The following is a 17,263-nucleotide window of genomic DNA, read 5'->3' as shown; positions in this document are numbered from 1 at the left end:
CCTCACAAATAAAGCCAGCGAAATCCAAAAGTAATGGTAAAGGATCCGCTGGTTCCGCTTATTTGTATGTCATTCCATCCTGGGACAATTCTTAACAGCTGGCGGTTGGAATTTCTTAGCGATGATACACCGTTAAGCAGTACACGCGGCCCGTTTATTGTAAGAATATCGCCGGCCGCCGTGCTTTTGCTATATTTAAATGTCTCTCCTGTTGTTGTGTTTTTAATCTGCAGGCCACTTGAGGCACCTTCAAATTTGATTATCAGCTCATATTGACGCGGATCCACAATAGCATCCCCGCCGTTGTAAATTCGAAAGCTGCTTTGCGACCATTTATAGATAAGATCTTCGTCCATTACTAGACCGCCGCCTACCGCCTGCCATGCATCCGAGTCCATGTCAACCGGGTCCGTGTCTGTCCGGCCAACACTCTCCGCATATGCAGAGTCGCTTATGAAATCAATTGAAAAGGTGCCGCTCTTTGCTTTCTGCTCTATTGAATATTTACTGTCATATTTAAAGCGCCACCGTTTCCCGGGCTCTGCGTCACATATCAGATAAAAATATTCCCGACTGTCAAACATTCGGAAAACCTCGTTTCTGAATAAAGCAAAGTCCGGGATATCGACTGACATCAACTGCAGCTCGGCATGTGCTGTTCGTCCGTCGTATGTTGTCCCCATGTCAATAAAACCGTCGCGTCCTTCGATCGTCTCTCTACTATGCACCGGGGAAGGAGAGTCAACGATGAAGGATTTTACCAGGATGCCACATTCACGCATGTCGTAGGTTGTCCCATCCAGTCTAATAATCTTAAAGTTGCTGCTGAGATACTCGGGGATCCTCATGCTCTCTCTCCTTTCCGGTACAATGATGCCGTAACCCTATCAGCCAGTTGCTTCGAGAAATTATCAACATCAGATTCATAGTAAAAATGTTGGTCACCGTTAAGATTGATATTAATTTGCTGCGTTAAATTCTTTAATTGTCCGGTTGCTGAGCTAAGTATGCCGGAAACACTCGGCAGTTTTACCTGCGGAATAGTGCCAATTCCAGCAGCGTACTGCGGAATAGACTTCAAGAATTTCAGTGTATTGCTTCCCGAGAGCACCTTAGCACCTTTCGGAAACCGTTTAAACAATGTCGGCCTGTTCGGGCTCAATCCGACCGTTCCATCCGGTAGCATATATAATTCAGACTCATAATCGTCTCCTAATACAGCATCGCCACCCGGGTGGTTTTTCGTACCCTTTGCATAGCCGTGCCCTTTACCGATGACACTCAACATGCCTTTAACACCATAACGGTGTTTCGCGTAATTGATCCCTGCCAGCAGGTTGTCAAGCCCACGCATGATGTTGCCAAACCCCTTAAATTTAAAAGCCCGGAACGTCGGCGGAATTACCTGGACGAGGCCACGGGCAAGGTTGCCAGTTAGCGTGTTAATGTCAGTGTACCCGTGCTGCACAGCCTTAGCATTACCACCTGATTCGGTTTGGATCTGCCGCAACCATGCGTTTACATATTCCGCTGTCGTCGGCAATCCATTCATTGATAATGCCTTTTTAACGGTTGCTGTCCAGCGTTTTACACCTTTACCCGGCGGATCACCAGCGACTGCCATCTTATTTTTAATAAAGTTGGCAGCCTTATTTTTTACGAGCGAAAATCCACCTTTCATTATGGATCCGAAAGCACCAGGAATATCCGGCAATTTTACGCCCGCTTTATCCAAAAGCTTATTTAACAACTTACCTGGGTGCGATGCATAGTCCCAAATATCCAGGGCTGTGTCTTTTATCCAAGAAAATGCGCTCCCGACAATTCCTTTTTTGTAGAACGGAAGCTTTCCAGACAATACTTTTTCAGTTGTATTGCCATCCAATACTTCCGAACCTTTCGGGAGATTTACCATCGTGTCTGTATTAGGAGACAGCATCAGCTTCCCATCTGGTGTACGGATAAGTTCCCTCTTTCCACCGTCTCCTACGATTGCTGGGCCGCCTGGATGACCGCCGGTGCCTTTTGCATATGCAGGTGGTGTCCATTTTTTCAGTCTCTTTTTGACACCGACTTTGTCCAAAACCCAGTTGATCCCGGAAATGACGCCATTAACGCCAAAAGCCAAGCCGTCAATCATTTTATTTCGCAAATGATTGATTCCGCTTAGTGCTTTTCCGGCCATCGACTTTATTCCGGATCCTATTTTCCCCGGTAAAGCCTTGGCACCACTAACCATGCTAGAAAAGGCTTTTGAGACTAGGTTTTTGGCTCCACTCATGATCGAGCCTATACCATTTTTCATTCTTGTGAAGCCGTTCTTTGTAAAGCTTACGACCCAGTTTATTGCCTTACTTATTATATTAGTAATATTCGTCCTGAAATTGGAAAAGAATCCCTTAACCGCATTTAATCCACCGGAAAAGATAGCCTTGAAACCGTTTATAAATCCTTTGGCGGTCTTGATTATCCGGCCCACAAACATTAGATTGATTAAGTTCCAGATAAACTGTGCTGCGCCTTTGACAAGCTGCTTGACGCCTTCCCACATCTTTTTCCAGTTACCGGTAAAAAGACCGGCGAAAATCTTAATCAAGCCCATGATTATATTTAAGGCGCCCTGGATGACACCTTTTACATTGCCCCAGACTTGCCGCACGATTACCGCGATTATCGGCATGAGAAACTTGATAATGCCCACAATAACGGTCATTACATTTCGGACGGCCTGCATGATCATAGCACCGTTTTGCTGCCAAAACGTTTGTATTTGGCTAATTATGGACTTGATAAAGCCAAATACCGCCATTAGAGCCGGCTGAATGTACGGCATCAAAAAGCTAATCAGTCCAATAATAAAAGACTTTACTGCCTGGAATCTTGCGATTGTAAAAGCAATAAATCCAGAAATTGCAGATTTTATGACATTTACCGCACTTACGACCAAAGCTATCTGATCCGGCGTTAATCCGAGCCGTGATAAAATTGATACTCCCTTTCCAGTGTCGCCGGTAAAAATAGCAAAAACACCGGAAACAAATTTCTTAAATGTCCCTAGTACTTGCCTGGCCTGGTCAACGCCCTGCTTGACATATCCAAAAAAGGAAAATATTTTCTGACCGGCGGTTTCACCGAAAACTTTGTTAAGAGAATCAGCAAAGGCTTTTGTATCACCACTCATTAAACCGGTTAACCCGTCAAATAGTGGCATGATCTTTCGCAATCCGTTCTCCAACTTTTGAAAGATCGGTTGAGACAGCTGCTGCATGGCTGTGGACATAAAGCCACGGATGTTGGACAACATCCCTTTCCATGTCTGCGACTGCATCTTCATGCCACCACTGTACCGCTCTTTCATTAATCCGAATAATGCCTGGTTAAATTTCTTCTGATCGGTAATTTGTCCCTTGTTGTTCACAACCATCCCAAGACGCATTTTCTGGGCCTGTTTTACGATCATATCCTTCGTTATTCCGAATTCTTTCAACCTCTCGAGCTCGCCAGTTTGAGCATCTGCAATAGCTTCTACACCCTGATCAAGCGACTTGCCCATTACTGACGACATATCGCCAATCTGCGGTAATATTTTCTTTGCGTTCATGCCATACGATTGCAGTTTTGCCGTAGCATCTACAATTTCATCCGTTTCGAAAGGTGTTTTGTTAGCAAAGTCTTTGGCCCAAGCTAACGTTTGAGCAGCCTTTTTATGGCTTTTCATGACGACAGTAAGGGTGTTTAGGTATGTTTCCATGTCAGCATTGGCACCAATTGTGGATTCACTGGCGCCCTTAATTGCTGAAGAAATACCTTCAAAAATACCGATTCCCGCTGCCACACCACTGGCAATTTTGGTAGTGCTTTTTAAAAAGCTGAAAAAGCTTTTTATCTTGCCTCTCGCCTTGCCGTCATCCACGCTGATCTCAACATTAGCCGAGCCGACATTATTTGCCATAGTTCCACCTCCCGTCTAAAACAAAATAAAAAAGCCTAACTCGCAGGCTTTGGTTTCCACCACTGTGTAGTGACCCATTCATCGGTGGATTTTATATTTTCGTTCGTCTCCTCTTCATATGCCGGCAACAAAATCTTTTCGACATTTTTCCCGCCAAATAGGTTAGTTACCGCGGCCAGAACGCCCCGCATGGTTTCCTCACTCATGATCTGCCGTTGTTCATACTTTTCTCTGCTGGCCTGCTGGTACTTTCTTTTCAGCCACGGTAGCGTCCTGTCAAGCACGTATTCTTCCGTGTACCCGAAGTGTGAAGAGACAACTTCTAGCATTTCAACCATGTTTTGAAAAAAGATTTCTATATCGTCAAAGAATGAATTTTCCTGTCCGGAATTTACGCTGCTGGTTTGAACATCTGCGTCAGCTTCCGGACCGCCGTAAAAGCCTTTTTAAAATCTACTAATTCCAGATATTTTGTAACAATTAAGATCGTATCAATTGGACTCATTTCCAGTGCTTCCTCAGCTGGGACATCAAACATAATTGTGAGTAGCTTCATAATTTGTTCGTCTTCTAACCCATCAAGTGCCTGCACAACAAGTGCTGCCTCGGACATATTATCCAGGTTTTCGCCAATAGCCGAATAAATTTCCATGCCGTCCGTTACTAAAAACCGGGCGGCCTGCAGCAGTCTTTTGTTAGTCAGCTTCGGAATATTAAAAGAGGATCCGTCACTAAGCTCAACGGATCCAATGATTTTTGGTTCTAAATCCAACGATTCAATTGTTTTCTTTGCCATTTAATTTTCCCCCTTAGATCACCTGTTCAAATTCAATCATGACATTTTGATCTTCCGGCAGATCGTCTACTGTGTGGGCATTCATCTGCAGAGGTAATAATCTTTGCCCTTTTTCAAAGGTAGTTTCCGAGTCGTCCCCACTTACTTTGCAATTGTAAAAAACAATGCCATATAATGTGCCGTCTTTTTTGAGCGATAACAAGGCAACCATAAATGCTGGAACCTCAGAAGGTGCACCGTAACTCATTTTTTTATAGCCCAATTCTGTTACTGGTGATACTTCTGCACCAGCTTCGTGATCTGCTGTCAGAGGATCTTTTAAAGTGATCTTTGTATTTGCAGCATCTACTGCAGCAATCTTTTTCACTTCGTCACCAAGTTTTAAGTATCCATTAGCTGTAAATCCGGTAACTGCAGCAACGGTCAGCACTGTAGCTCCAGCAGCAACAGGATTTGATAGCGTAGTAGGTGAACCCAACACAGGCGGAACATCTGTGATTTGGCTGCCGATCCAAGTTAGTTGACGGTTGTCAATCGTTGGCTCCGCAAGTTTGGTAGAAAGTGAGCTAGTAAACCCGGTAATGACTTGGTCAACCGGTTCGGTGGATTGGTCAACCTCGATGTCGTCAGCTTTAAATCCGCGAGAAACAGCAATACCATCGTTGGTCGCTCCAAGATCCTTCCATCCGTCTTTTGCTTCATATGTCGTTAAGTCGATGATATCAGACAACTTTTCTGGACGTGCCATTCCAAACGGGGCCACAAGCAGCCGGCCGGGGCCGCCATAAATGGACGCCTGTTTGCTATTAATCTTTGAAAATTTGCCATGCCATTTCCTCCTATGCTTCGATATTTTTTAATTTCATATAACACCATGCTTCTGGCTTACCGGTATCCTCGTCCATATCCGCGATTGGAGAGCTTTCATGTTGGCACCAAGTAACGGCTAGCCCCTGAATATTGCCGGCATATCGCTCTAATGTATTCATTGCCCTAATAAGTACCTGTGTGGCCTGCACAGGACTGTCAGCACGGGCTAATAACTGTAATCTGGTATAATCGCTACCCCCCGCATTTCTAACGAGCAGAACGGGTAGCTTAGCTGTTGCGGGAATGGAATTACCGTACGTTGGAACATCCGGCATGTATACCCCGAAAAACTTTAGGACAGGAGGAACCGGATCCACGTAGTCGATCATTTAGTTCTCCCCCTATCCGAACAGCGTATCTTTGATTTGCGTTTTTGCAACCTTTTGCATCCGTTCACTTGATATATCAAGTCCACGGGCCATAAGGTTATATTTCTTTTCCAAATATCCTGCATATGCGACATTTGAACCTGTTTCAAGAATTGTTTTCCCATTTTTATCAACAATTTTATGAATAACATCGCCATCAGAAGCAGGAGAACCAGTGTTATATCCAATTGAATTGACATAAAGACCGGTTTGTATATGGCCTTCGTTTCTAGTTAATTCTTTCGTTTCGTCTGCCCACACCTTTCCCATTGCTTCAACGGCGCGGTTTTTCGCTTCCGTCAACTTGTGTGGCATTGTCTTCTGAAAATATTTTGCTGTTTTCTTGTCTATCTTCAAATTAAAATTCATGTCCCCCAAGCTACTCACTTCCTTTCAAAGTTGCTTCGTAGTGATGGAGCCTGACGCGACCATAGACCGGCTGTGCACTCTCGAGCGTATATTCACCGGCCAGAACCATATTGCCCTGCTTGTCTTTAATGTCACGCACTCTCATATCATTGTTCAGTGCCTGCGTGAAGCCGGTAAAATAAGACATTTTGAGTGATATAGTTTTCACCGTTATCATCCCGGGAAACAAACTTTTTCACCTGGTCAACTCGGCAGGGGACGTTTTCAACCAGGACATCCTCATAGATATCCTGATTGTAGTCGTCTTTGCCAATAAGGACATGTTTTACAAGTGTGCACCGATGGATTAATAAGCTTTCAAATCTCATTGATAATCACCCGGCCCTGATACATTGAAAAAGCCGAACCGGTAAGCGTTGGCTTTAGCCCATCTAAAATCATGTCCAATTCGGTAATACCAGTTTTTCCCCCAGGTGCTGCCTTTTCCATTGCAGTGTAGGAATAGGATCCAATTCTCTCACTTTGCAGATTCGCCATGCCTGCTTCTTTCACATCCACGTTATCCTGGTACCACAACAAATCTACTAGATGGATGGATGCTGTCTTTAAATCTTCCAAGATGCCGGGATCTGCCGTTTCAGAGTAATCTACTTTCGTAGAGTAATATATCCACCGCGCCGCCCTGAAAAGATAGGAGTCGATGTCTACATCCGGCAAAGCTTTCACCTCTGCAAAAGCAGACCGTTTTTTCACGTCATCTACCGTGGCGTACATGTCATTTCGCCTCGACAATAAAGCCGGCTTTGATGCGTCTTAAGAGTTGATGTGACGGCTGTTCTGGCAACTCTTTTTCCTGTTTCCCAGACAAAGTAAAAGACCCTTCCGCATACTGTGTGGATGGGTCTTTTAATTTATATTTTTTAGCTTTTTGTTTTGCTTCTGCCATTTAGACCACTCCTTATCGTGCTTGATCCAGTGTCAAGATTAGGCGGGCATTTTTCTGGAATGGAACATATTCGTCCGTTACAGTTGCATAGCTGCCTTCTACCTGTGTTTTCACATTGCGGTCAGTTTCAACGCTCAGTGGCTTGTATTGGTAGTTTACAAGCGCATAGTCGGTATCAACCAGCATAATTCGGTTATCCGGCATTTGATCTGATACGAACGGGGCTGCATTAATAAAGTCCGGCATAATCGCCGTGCGGACCTCTAGTACGAAGATACGGTTTCCGGCATCCTCTATATTGGCTTGCCCACATTTCAGCAGTTTTAAGATTCATAACAGCGACTTTCGGTGTACACCGGACTTTGTCCTGCATGTATTGGGCTGCATACCAGGCATCCGTCAATTTAATTCGTTTGCCGTTTTCACGCCGCGTGTTGGGGCCGCATCTGCTCCATCATCAAAAGTAGCCATTCCGCAGCCGTTCGACAGCCCTGTATTCATCTGTTCGGCCTAAACGTTGGCCGCGCAGTTGTACAAGTAAAGCAAGCATATCAATATCATGCTGCGCGCTTTCGTCCGTGATTTCTACCCCAGCGCGCGCTTAAATACGCGCATAATGCGATTCCCACGATCTTGATCACCGCGGTCGGGATTGGGGCGGCCTGGCCAACATACGAAAAGTCCAGCTCAACCATGTCCGGACATCATCGATGTACTCCCATTGGTAGGTTTGCTGCTCGATTGGCACCGTTTTGGCAACCAATTGAGCAGCACGTCCTGTTTTGCATATCCAATACGGGATCCCATCTTCAACGATCGTATTGAAAAGTGGTTTCGTGATGTCGTTCTCGTATAAAGTACGGACCTGCTCCATACCGATGATGTCAATAGCCAAATGCCCGGCTACATCTCTCACTGTTACCGCATTTTGGTCAAGATATGACCGATATAAAAAAGAGCTGTTCCCTTTTTACACGAGAATCAGCCGACACAGCCAGGCGTTTGTCTATCAAGCAATATTTTTCATCTCAGCGCGCAACTCCGATCCTGTTTTCAGCTCGACGATTTCGCCACGCTTGTTTTTAATCTTTTTCATTCTGCATTCCTCCCCTTATTCGAATACTTCTACCGTGCCGTCAGAATTTACTTGAGCAAACAAACGTACCATTTGCGGCATCTGCATTTTTAAACCCCGCCATTACCATCTGCCACGACCGGAATCACCAATGGCAAGAGTACCAGAATCCGGAAGTTTGTAATGCGTTTGTATCCAAGGTTTATATGCGGTTCACCGACAAGACCCGAAACATGTAGTACGAAACGGTGGTAAACTTATCGTAGGGGTAGGCGTGTAAAGTGCCGGCACATACCACGTGACCATAGTTTAAAATTATCGCAGGGACGGAATTAACCGCGTAGACAACACCGAACTGAACGTTTATGACATTATCTCGTAGGTATTAGTAGGCCGTTATGCGGCGGACAGAATTATATACCGTAATAAGTAGAGGGAACTTTATAAGACTTTGGTGATGTAGAAGCCATAGCGGCGGTAGTCGCGGCGCACGAGGGCCCAGTAGGCCTAACCAAACCGCGGGTCCGCATTTGGCCAGAAAACAGTAAAGGACTATCCTTAACTAAAGCAGAAACTATTTCGGTTATAGAGGCCTGGCACGGTCGTAAACAAACATCCGTAGACGTAATTTGAACAGTGGGACCCGGGCATGGGCCGAAACGTGGCGGACCAGTTAGTTTAGCCGTTGTATACGGGCGGGAACGAGACGAAGAAAAAAATTGCGTGCGTGCGGAAGATGCCACCGAACGAGTGGCTCGAGTAAGGCTTACCGTTACAGTAGGCCAACGGCCTTTCAAAGGGGAAGACGACGGTTATGTAGTATTTGCCGTGCGAAAAGTTAAAACAAAAGCGCTTATCGACAAGATTGAAGTAGGTTATTAGGGTGTGACAAAAGGGGGAAACCAAAACCGTATATTTTTGCTGCGAAGGGTAGTAGGTCGGACTACAACATCGCGGCAAGATTAACAACGTAAAAAAATCCTAGGTTAAGTGGAACAACACGCATACGGGACGGAATAGTTATATTCGTGGACCTGTTCTAGGAAATATTTGCCAACTATGAAGAGAATTAGAACGTAAGAATTAGGTTTTCTTATGACAGAGGGCAGGCCTGGGGCCAGAGGGCCGGTTATGCCACATAGTATATTCAGAACAGGTAGCTGACTTGTTTATATAACCTATATAGAGGCGGTTTCTGTCTGTATAGAAAGTGTTATGCGAAACTTACCGGGCATAGTATAGTAGTCACAATAACGGTAAGTCGTAGTATAATGCCTGTTACATGGTTTTTGTGCTTGACTTAAACGGAGTAAACTGGTAGTATCGACGCAGGCATACCTAATTAGGTTTACAACACCGGAAGGACGTCCCGATGTGGCCTGGCTTCTAGGAGTTGTATCAAAAAATTGCAACACAAACCTAGGTAGGCTCATATTCTTTAGGTATAACAGCAAACTTGTTTATGGCTTTTACATTTTTATAGAAGCCTTCGATTACCAAGTTGCAATTAGACAACTAGAAAAGGTCTAGACTTAGACATGACCCCGTTAGCCGCGGTTGCCTGGCCCTTTACATTCTAAAGACGAAGAAGTGGGTAATTAGTGGGGAAAGTAGTCAAGAAGGTTGCATAGAAGGAGCGGAAAGTCATGGAACACATCTTCGTGGCCGTGACTTAGTGCAAGAATCGTGACCGCGGTACCAGCATAGGCCCTTGTAGTTAAGGAGTGGTGGGTGATATTTACAAACCAGTTTAAATTGCAAACCGGCAGTCGACGTCGTACTCGCACGGACCAGAACGACAGCACTCGTGAGGCGGTTCAAAAGGGTTAATGGTAAAGGCCTAACCTCAGCAGGTATTTGACAGGCCACGCACGACGAGGGTTTTAAAGACAAGAACGATAACAGACACGAGACCTGAACGACTTACGTTTTCTGAGGACGTTTCGTCGACATCGGAAGACCTACCACATAAAAAGTAGGTACTGTTGTAGGGTGTTTCAGAAATACTGTAGGAGTAGCCATTGCGGGACCTATTCAAGTCGGACCGCATTTCTAGCAAGGACGTCACGGGCCTCGTCAAAGAGTAGGAACAGTAATTTAAGTTATAGGCACCAATTGAGGCGATCGCACTAAAGTGGCCAAAAACACGAATATGCAAAGTTGGTTAGCTCATCAAATAGATGGGTCGAAAGGAACGCCAGAAAGCTAAAGTTTTATATGAAAAACTGGGTTAGCTACTTACGAAATTAGCCAAGCAACTATAGACGAGCTCTCATGTAAAGTTGGTTGTTAGAACAACCGTAAAGGCCACGCAAAAAATTTAAAAGTTGTTACTATAGGTAAAGAAGAACGTTTTTCGGTACCTTTAGTAGACAACGAAACGAGCAAAGGAAACGTTACAGTGAACGGGTAACACGAAGGTGTGGGAACTGTATAAGTAGAAGTCATCGGGCGCAATTTCCATGAAAAAAAATTCATTAGCCCGTCGAGCCCTTAGCAAACAAAGGAGTAGAGGAAGCCAAAGTCGGCCGCGTCTGTTGGCTATATGACCGAGTGATTGTCGGAATACGGCTGGCGGACGTACCGGCGGAGTAGTAAACATTGGGTGGGAACTAATTGGACCCATTATTCACATAACCAAAGCCACCGCCGGCGACATCGGAGACGGACGGATAGCCAACAAGCTTAGAACAATTTGCAGTCGGCACGCCATGAGACGGCAGGGACGTGGACGTTTCGTTGCAATATACGTGCGAGGTAATACGCGAACTGCGGTGCGACCTACGAAAGATAGGGACGGTGTATTTAAACGGTGACTTACCTAGGTACGCAAAGGCACCATGGGAGCAATGCCGGGTTGTCCTAACCGTCAACAAATTCACTACACTGGTGAACGACCAAATAGTGTAATTATTCGCGGCATCGTAGGTACGAGAATGGAACGCACGGGGGCCGGTACAGGTGGAAGTGCGATAGGCACACTTTTTTTAATAGCAGGCCGAAGTTGACAAACTTGCGAAAGAGTTACAGTGGCTACATAAAAAATTGTTTGCAAGCATGGCGTAGGAGTGGGACACGCCGGTGGACGCCGCCCTACAAAAAATTTTAACTAAGGAGGTACTGCCTTTATAGTTTGGCCCGTACGGGGACTACCACCCGCTGACGGAAGTTTAGAAAGTCGTGAAGGTGGACCTTCTTTTGCTAGACGTCGTGGCCGTTATAACCTGACGCCGGCATACCTAGGGGTTACAGGCCTAGTTTTCCAACTATCTTATGAACTAAACCTAAGTACTGGGACATACACGGTAGGTCGACAAAGACTTGGTTAAGCTAAAGAGGACACAGAAATAAGAAGGCTTTTAGATCGCATCGGCCCAGGTGTCGTACTTTTAGCTGTTGTAGTAAGTCGACGAGTAAGTCAAGCTGAAGCTCGCGTTACCGAGGGACACATATAGGACAATTTAATTCGTGTAACTAGTTAACTAGGCGTGGCGGCGGCATGTCGGAGGGATGAGAGCGCCGATCCGATAAATTTATTAGGTTGGGGACAAATAGGCCTGACGGACAACCGAAATTCGTAAGGTCGAGTACCGGGACCAACCTCTCGGCGTCCTTCAAGGTCTAACGGTACGAACGTAGGCCCAACTACAGAGCTTACTAAAAATTACTCAGGTAATGCAAAAATCTCGCATCGACAAGGGCCGCTTATTACGGCAGTATGGTGGATTTGACAGCGAGGGTAAATAGGTCACAGAGGGCCGGCGGGCAGTCGACCGATAACTAACGGCTTGCCTGTGACGATTCTATAGAGAAACGTAAAGAGAATAAGACGGTCCGAGCCTTTGATAGTTCTTATGACTAACAAGAGTGGGGGGAATATACGGTGGTTTCTAGCCGCCGTAATAAGAGCATTTGAGAAAGCCGAATAAGTAAACTAACTACCGGACGCAGTATCGCAGGTGCAGTAGTAGTACCCGGGGTAAACCCTTCCGACAACGAAGGAGTTAGTCTAGTAATTGGGTACCCGCGGTGCGACCTACGCCATCCATTTGCAAAGGGCGGAGTTGGTTACCTCTTTGTCGCAAGCGGGACCGAAGGAAGGGCGGGAGCCCAAGCTGACCTTACTATGGTTGTTAGAGTAAAACTTCGCTGACTTACTGACGACTCGGTAAACGGAACAGGAGTTACATGAAACGTAACTAGACACCGGTAAACCTACTGCATGCGAAATAACGAGACTAGCATAAACCTTTTAGTTCTGCCAGTACGAGTGCCAGGTCGTTTATCTTCAAACGAAAAAGAGCACGGGTTTGTACCGGTCGTTGTTTCAGTGAAAACAGACAACGAAACTTTCATGTCAGGGTTCTAACCGTTAACAGTAGTTTGGCGCGGCCGTTTTAGCGATGTAGAAGCGGGTCCAAGTCGAACAAGGCACAGACTTATAGGCCATGCATCTTAAAGGTGGTAAATGCAAACTTCTATGGCGGCGGCCGACCCCTACCGGAAACGACTATTTCACGGCGGGTACAGGCCCTGGGGTGAAGTCAAAAGAAAAGAAGACGGGTAACGAGTAGTTTGGCTCAAGTCCCGTTTCTCGAAGCGGTTAAAGGGCCGGTTCGTCTAGCAAAAGTAGGAGACGTTAGCGACCGTCGGAGTCGGCAAGGGTAAAGGCCCCCGAGGACCGATTTTCGGCCGGCTATTCTAGTAGAAGCACGGTAGATCAGTATTACTGTTAATGCGACCGCGGTAGTACGTTTGCCCAACTGTCACAGCGAAGGGTAAGTAGGGTCTACAATAGCGCCTAGTTAACCCTGACACGAAGAAAGTACAAGAACTAGCCCAGTAGTTACTAGTAATTCAGCCGCGGGACCGGCCACTAACTCGGTGGCTATGGCCAACTTTAGTACGGCGGCAATACGGGGCTTTGCGGGGTCAGAAAACATCGTCGTAATCTAAGTCTATTAACGTGTGGCTTTTAAAGTCCTCGTTTGAGTAACTTGAATAAGGCCAAATGGGCGGGTTTGAAACAACGATTAGGTAGACTTATACGACGCCAATATTGGGCAAATAGTCCCAAAAACGGTTATTTTATTCTGCCCTTGCAAAGGCAGTGGCAGTACCTGAAGGGCACGGCGCCCCCGTAAAGCTAGTACTATTTTACGACAAGCGGCAGACGCTAGCCGACGTCTACAAGTGTTTAGTTAAGTCATACGGATTTTACGGACATTACCGGCACCACCTGTATAAGTTGCATTAGTGCTATCCTTGCGGACCGGTTGAGGGAAAACCGAACGACACGTTACCGAAAGGCATAGAATCCTCACTAGCAGAAATCGTTCAGCAGAGTTGAGGAGCTCCCTGTCTGGCCTGTATAGTTAAAGTAAAAATTACCTAGGCGATACGAGTTATAGGACAAATAGTGCGGTAAATAGGCCGGAGGCCAAGAACTCGGTTTTCTAAACCCGGCACTGTAGCCCTCGCTGGAGAAAACAAAAAAGAAGACAGTTTTGCCCAAATATCGCACCTTGTGGATTGAGCTGTCGAACTTAAAGGAGTTTTCAACGAAGGCCTACAAGATTAAACTTTGCCGAATGACGTCGAAAAACCGTGCGTATTATAAGAAGGAGACTGTAAAGGTGACAAAGTATAAAAAGAGTCACATAAGTATCGGATTACGAGCAAAGTCGTTTCGTAAAAGTTGGACCTCTAGTTGTTGGAGGAACGGGAAAAAATTCCGCAGGCTTTACAGGCCTATGAAGAAAAAGGTAAGTAAATTGCAACTTGCACTCTATGAGTATAATACCCGATAAACAAGTAGTCATTCCGGAAGAGATCGGTCGGAAGATCCTCACAATTCGAAGTCCGCAGTTGGTAAGAACCATAAATGGAAAACGGTAGAGTGTAGTGAGGGGGTGGAGGCTTATAAAAAATCTGTGTTTTATTTTTTCGTGGGCTTTGCTAGGCATGACTCACGAAAGAACATAACAAGTGACGTTCCACTTTACTCCAAAAGTTGCTTGTCACCGTGCTGGTTGGACGGCGCGGCAAGGACGGAGGGTAACATGTCTTTTTTTAATCTTCGTTTTTTGAAGTACGTTAGAGACGTAAAAGACGTAAAGGACGTAAAACGTAGTAGTAAAGTTAATATAAAAGAGCATCGAATATTTATAAGGCAAGTCTATTCGGGTATACGGCCGAATAGCGTTAGTGTGAGTAAGGTAGTTCGTTTGTAAGGTTTTGACGGGAAAGGGAAAGAGGGACGTGTGTCAGTTATACGAGGACCTATTTGTCGTGAAAGAAAAGTTAGGACCGTTAGGTAAAGCTAAAAAAGAGTGCCGCCTAGTGAAGCGCTTTCTAGCCTAGCGATAAGTGAGGAAAGCGAAAACCGTATCGGCTGAGAAGTGGTATAACTCGACATTCTAAGGGGGGGTGAACTAAAAGGTTGTAAAACGCGACAGAAACTTAAAGTAATTAGTAGGTTACCATCAGGAAATTTCGTCGACTTTAGAGAAAAAATAAGTAGAAGGTAAGGAGGTACGAGGCGGAAATGGCGCGAATTTATGTCCGAGCATTATAGGGTATTCCAGAAAATAGAGTGCAAGCGAATTTGCGAGACTAAAAGGGAAAAGACGGAAGACGGCCGCAAAGAAAAAGAACGGCATCGGCCAACGAAGGGCCACGACGACAAAGGTGAGGGATTCGACAAGGAATTATAGACCGAAGTAGTAGGTGTGGGGAAAAATGTTTTATTTTTTCCGTGGCTTATTGGCGGTATTATCGCTAATTAGTCACGGGACCAACAAGGTCATCGTTATAAATAAAAAAGGTGCAGTTAGACGGATCACTGTCCGGTTAATTAGCTTTATACGTTGAGGCATTATAAATGGCAGAGACAGAAAAGAATTACTTGGTGGCTGGTCATTGTGTGCAAGGAAGGTTAGAAGCTCATAAAGGTAAAGAGAAAGACGGAAAAATTAACGAGAAAAGGCAGATGCTAAATAAAAGTTTAAGTAGTGGAAAGAAGATACGTGTTATACCAGATTGACGCTTGATTAGAAAATAAAGAGCCATTTGTAGTTCCAATAAGGTTTAGGTAAGAAATTTAAGAAGGAGTTGAAGAAGTAGTCAATTTAGTCGACCATTAAGTTGTTAAAGAAGTTTACGTCGTGGTCTTTGTATGTTTTGTAAGTATTTTTTAAATACAAAAAAGTTACTAAATAGTGAGGGGGCGTTACCACGGGCATGCACTCTAGTTAGGAAGTATTTATGTTCGGTCACGCAAAACGAAGAAGACAACGGCTTATTTCCAAATACCAGTTATCGAACGTCATGAAGAAAGTTTCCGTGAACTAGGAGCAAGGTAAATTTTTACTCACAAGGCAAACAAAAATTTTGGGCGTACGTAAGAAGTTTAGGAACGAAATATAGCTTAACGGTATTAAGTAGATTATCCGGCATGAAAAACCGGTTGGTCCTTAGATGCGGACGTACTTATTCTACACCACCCAGTTTTTGTTGATTTATTTTGCTAAGTAGACGTTTTCCGTATAGGGCCTTTAGCCGTTAGTGTAGACCTAATTATAAGTTACAAGAAGGTAGTGTGTTCTGTAGCAAGTCGACGGCCAACAGGTATATTTCATGTAGAAGTAAAACGAATAGTTTGGTTTTGTAAAACGACGGTGTTGTCCGCAGATTCTAAGAAACGTTAATAGACAAAGAGGAAGGGCGCATCAAAGCCAGATTACACTTAATGAATAAATGGAAAAGTTAGCTGAGCGTATTTCGGTTATAAGGGTCCGTACTTTCGTTGTAATGAGCTCCCTTGCGGGGTTATACTAGTGGTGATCTTACTCATTAATGGTTTCTATTTTTGGGGTTCTACTGATAGTTGGTATTATTTCTAAATCGGTAAGAGAGTGGGAAAGATAGCGTCGTAACAAGATGAAAAGGCATTTTCACTAAAACGTTACCCAGCCGAATAATAAAACGGTGCACTATTAAACGAGTGGCTTGGGACAGGGACCGAAACAATGGAACTAGTCAACCGGTAGATGCTGGGATATTTGGCGTAAAAGGTAGTTTAGATAAACTCGCTGGTAAACAAACAAATTAAGAAGGTGGCCATAAGGGGGATACCATTTTATATCCATTGGTTGGAAATGGTGCGGCCCCTTGGGCCAAAAAAAATATGTAGGTAAGTTTCGCGTTCCGAATCAACAAGTTTAACACCGAAACCTAGGCCATGGACAAAGGCACTCGCACGGGTAAAGTTTTATACCAAACCGCAGTAGGTATGCAGACTTTTAAATATCCTTTCGCATAGCGGGACGTCTTACTGGCGTAGGTGCGGTTCTTCCGAGTCGACGTCTATTGTGTACACTTGACGAAAACGTAGCTATAGAACACGGTGTTGGGCGTATGTCCGGACTATTAAATTGAAAGCAAAAAGGTTACGTAACTGGTACGGCTAATACCAACGAGGAGGTGGTGTTCGTCCGAGTAAATTACACTTCATTGGAAAGAAGAATTAAACGAAGAGTATAGGCGATTAACAGTCAAGACGTTTGTATAAACGTTCGCTGTAGCCACATTTTTTGACTGGTACGGTCCTTGAACTTTCAAGGTTAAAGTATTTCTATAGTGGGTCGTGTAGACTGCCTACGAACAGATCACTCAATTAGTCGAGTGGTTCCTAAACTCCTTTATAAAGGTAAAGGAAGAACAGTATGAAAAAGTGCTAGAGGTACATGGCACGGAGTGCGAGAAAGTATACAACGTTTAGGTGGCGCAAACTTTATCTATACGCCGACATTTCAAGAAAATCCGCAAAGACAGTAAACATTATCGTGCCTGTATCGCAAGTTTTTCAAAAAGCTTGATCATGCCT

General features: G+C 44.8%; 13 protein-coding genes. 1 reads left to right on the top strand and 12 read right to left on the bottom strand.

Going from position 1 to position 17,263, the window contains the following annotated elements; translation table 11 throughout:
* Nucleotides 1–2: 2 nt before the first annotated feature.
* From OF158_RS01085 to OF158_RS01030, 12 genes are all read right to left on the bottom strand, one after another.
* Nucleotides 3–848, bottom strand: coding sequence for a phage tail family protein (locus OF158_RS01085; RefSeq protein WP_043052531.1), 846 nt, complete (start codon nucleotides 846–848; stop codon nucleotides 3–5).
* Nucleotides 845–3,952, bottom strand: coding sequence for a tape measure protein (locus OF158_RS01080; RefSeq protein ID WP_052042120.1), 3,108 nt, complete (start codon nucleotides 3,950–3,952; stop codon nucleotides 845–847). The genes OF158_RS01085 and OF158_RS01080 overlap by 4 nt, the downstream gene beginning before the upstream one ends.
* 35 nt (nucleotides 3,953–3,987) lie before the next feature.
* Nucleotides 3,988–4,281 carry a hypothetical protein gene (locus tag OF158_RS01075; protein WP_142743400.1) on the bottom strand — a complete coding sequence of 98 codons (294 nt, stop codon included), beginning with the start codon at nucleotides 4,279–4,281 and terminating at the stop codon, nucleotides 3,988–3,990.
* A 62-nt stretch (nucleotides 4,282–4,343) separates the two neighbouring features.
* A complete protein-coding gene (locus OF158_RS01070; protein ID WP_035182840.1) occupies nucleotides 4,344–4,748 on the bottom strand; it encodes a hypothetical protein in 405 nt (134 codons plus the stop codon).
* Between the two features lie 13 nt (nucleotides 4,749–4,761).
* A complete protein-coding gene (locus OF158_RS01065) occupies nucleotides 4,762–5,496 on the bottom strand; it encodes a hypothetical protein (RefSeq protein ID WP_264302942.1) in 735 nt (244 codons plus the stop codon).
* A 91-nt stretch (nucleotides 5,497–5,587) separates the two neighbouring features.
* Complete coding sequence (locus OF158_RS01060) at nucleotides 5,588–5,947, bottom strand: hypothetical protein (RefSeq protein WP_035182846.1); 360 nt, start codon at nucleotides 5,945–5,947, stop codon at nucleotides 5,588–5,590.
* A gap of 12 nt (nucleotides 5,948–5,959) precedes the next feature.
* Nucleotides 5,960–6,355, bottom strand: coding sequence for an HK97 gp10 family phage protein (locus OF158_RS01055; protein WP_225621012.1), 396 nt, complete (start codon nucleotides 6,353–6,355; stop codon nucleotides 5,960–5,962).
* Between the two features lie 10 nt (nucleotides 6,356–6,365).
* Nucleotides 6,366–6,563: a hypothetical protein gene (locus OF158_RS01050; RefSeq protein ID WP_264302941.1), complete on the bottom strand. Its 198-nt coding sequence runs from the start codon at nucleotides 6,561–6,563 to the stop codon at nucleotides 6,366–6,368.
* Between the two features lie 149 nt (nucleotides 6,564–6,712).
* Nucleotides 6,713–7,129: a head-tail connector protein gene (locus OF158_RS01045; protein WP_264302940.1), complete on the bottom strand. Its 417-nt coding sequence runs from the start codon at nucleotides 7,127–7,129 to the stop codon at nucleotides 6,713–6,715.
* A 1-nt stretch (nucleotide 7,130) separates the two neighbouring features.
* Nucleotides 7,131–7,301 (bottom strand): hypothetical protein, encoded by a 171-nt coding sequence (locus tag OF158_RS01040; protein ID WP_155375943.1) that lies wholly within the window; start codon nucleotides 7,299–7,301, stop codon nucleotides 7,131–7,133.
* Between the two features lie 12 nt (nucleotides 7,302–7,313).
* A complete protein-coding gene (locus OF158_RS01035; protein ID WP_264302939.1) occupies nucleotides 7,314–7,547 on the bottom strand; it encodes a hypothetical protein in 234 nt (77 codons plus the stop codon).
* A gap of 391 nt (nucleotides 7,548–7,938) precedes the next feature.
* Nucleotides 7,939–8,217, bottom strand: a complete 279-nt coding sequence (locus OF158_RS01030) for a hypothetical protein (RefSeq protein ID WP_264302938.1) — start codon at nucleotides 8,215–8,217, stop codon at nucleotides 7,939–7,941.
* Between the two features lie 7,042 nt (nucleotides 8,218–15,259).
* On the opposite strand from OF158_RS01030, the gene OF158_RS01025 reads away from it, so the two are divergent.
* On the top strand, nucleotides 15,260–15,421 hold the full coding sequence (locus OF158_RS01025) for a hypothetical protein (protein ID WP_264302937.1): 162 nt from the start codon (nucleotides 15,260–15,262) through the stop codon (nucleotides 15,419–15,421).
* Nucleotides 15,422–17,263 lie beyond the last annotated feature (1,842 nt).

Source organism: Weizmannia sp. WK01 (assembly GCF_025905465.1).
Lineage (GTDB): Bacteria > Bacillota > Bacilli > Bacillales > Bacillaceae_C > Weizmannia > Weizmannia faecalis.
The sequence above is the reverse complement of the archived record's forward strand: the minus strand, read 5'-3'. Positions and strand labels throughout refer to the sequence as shown.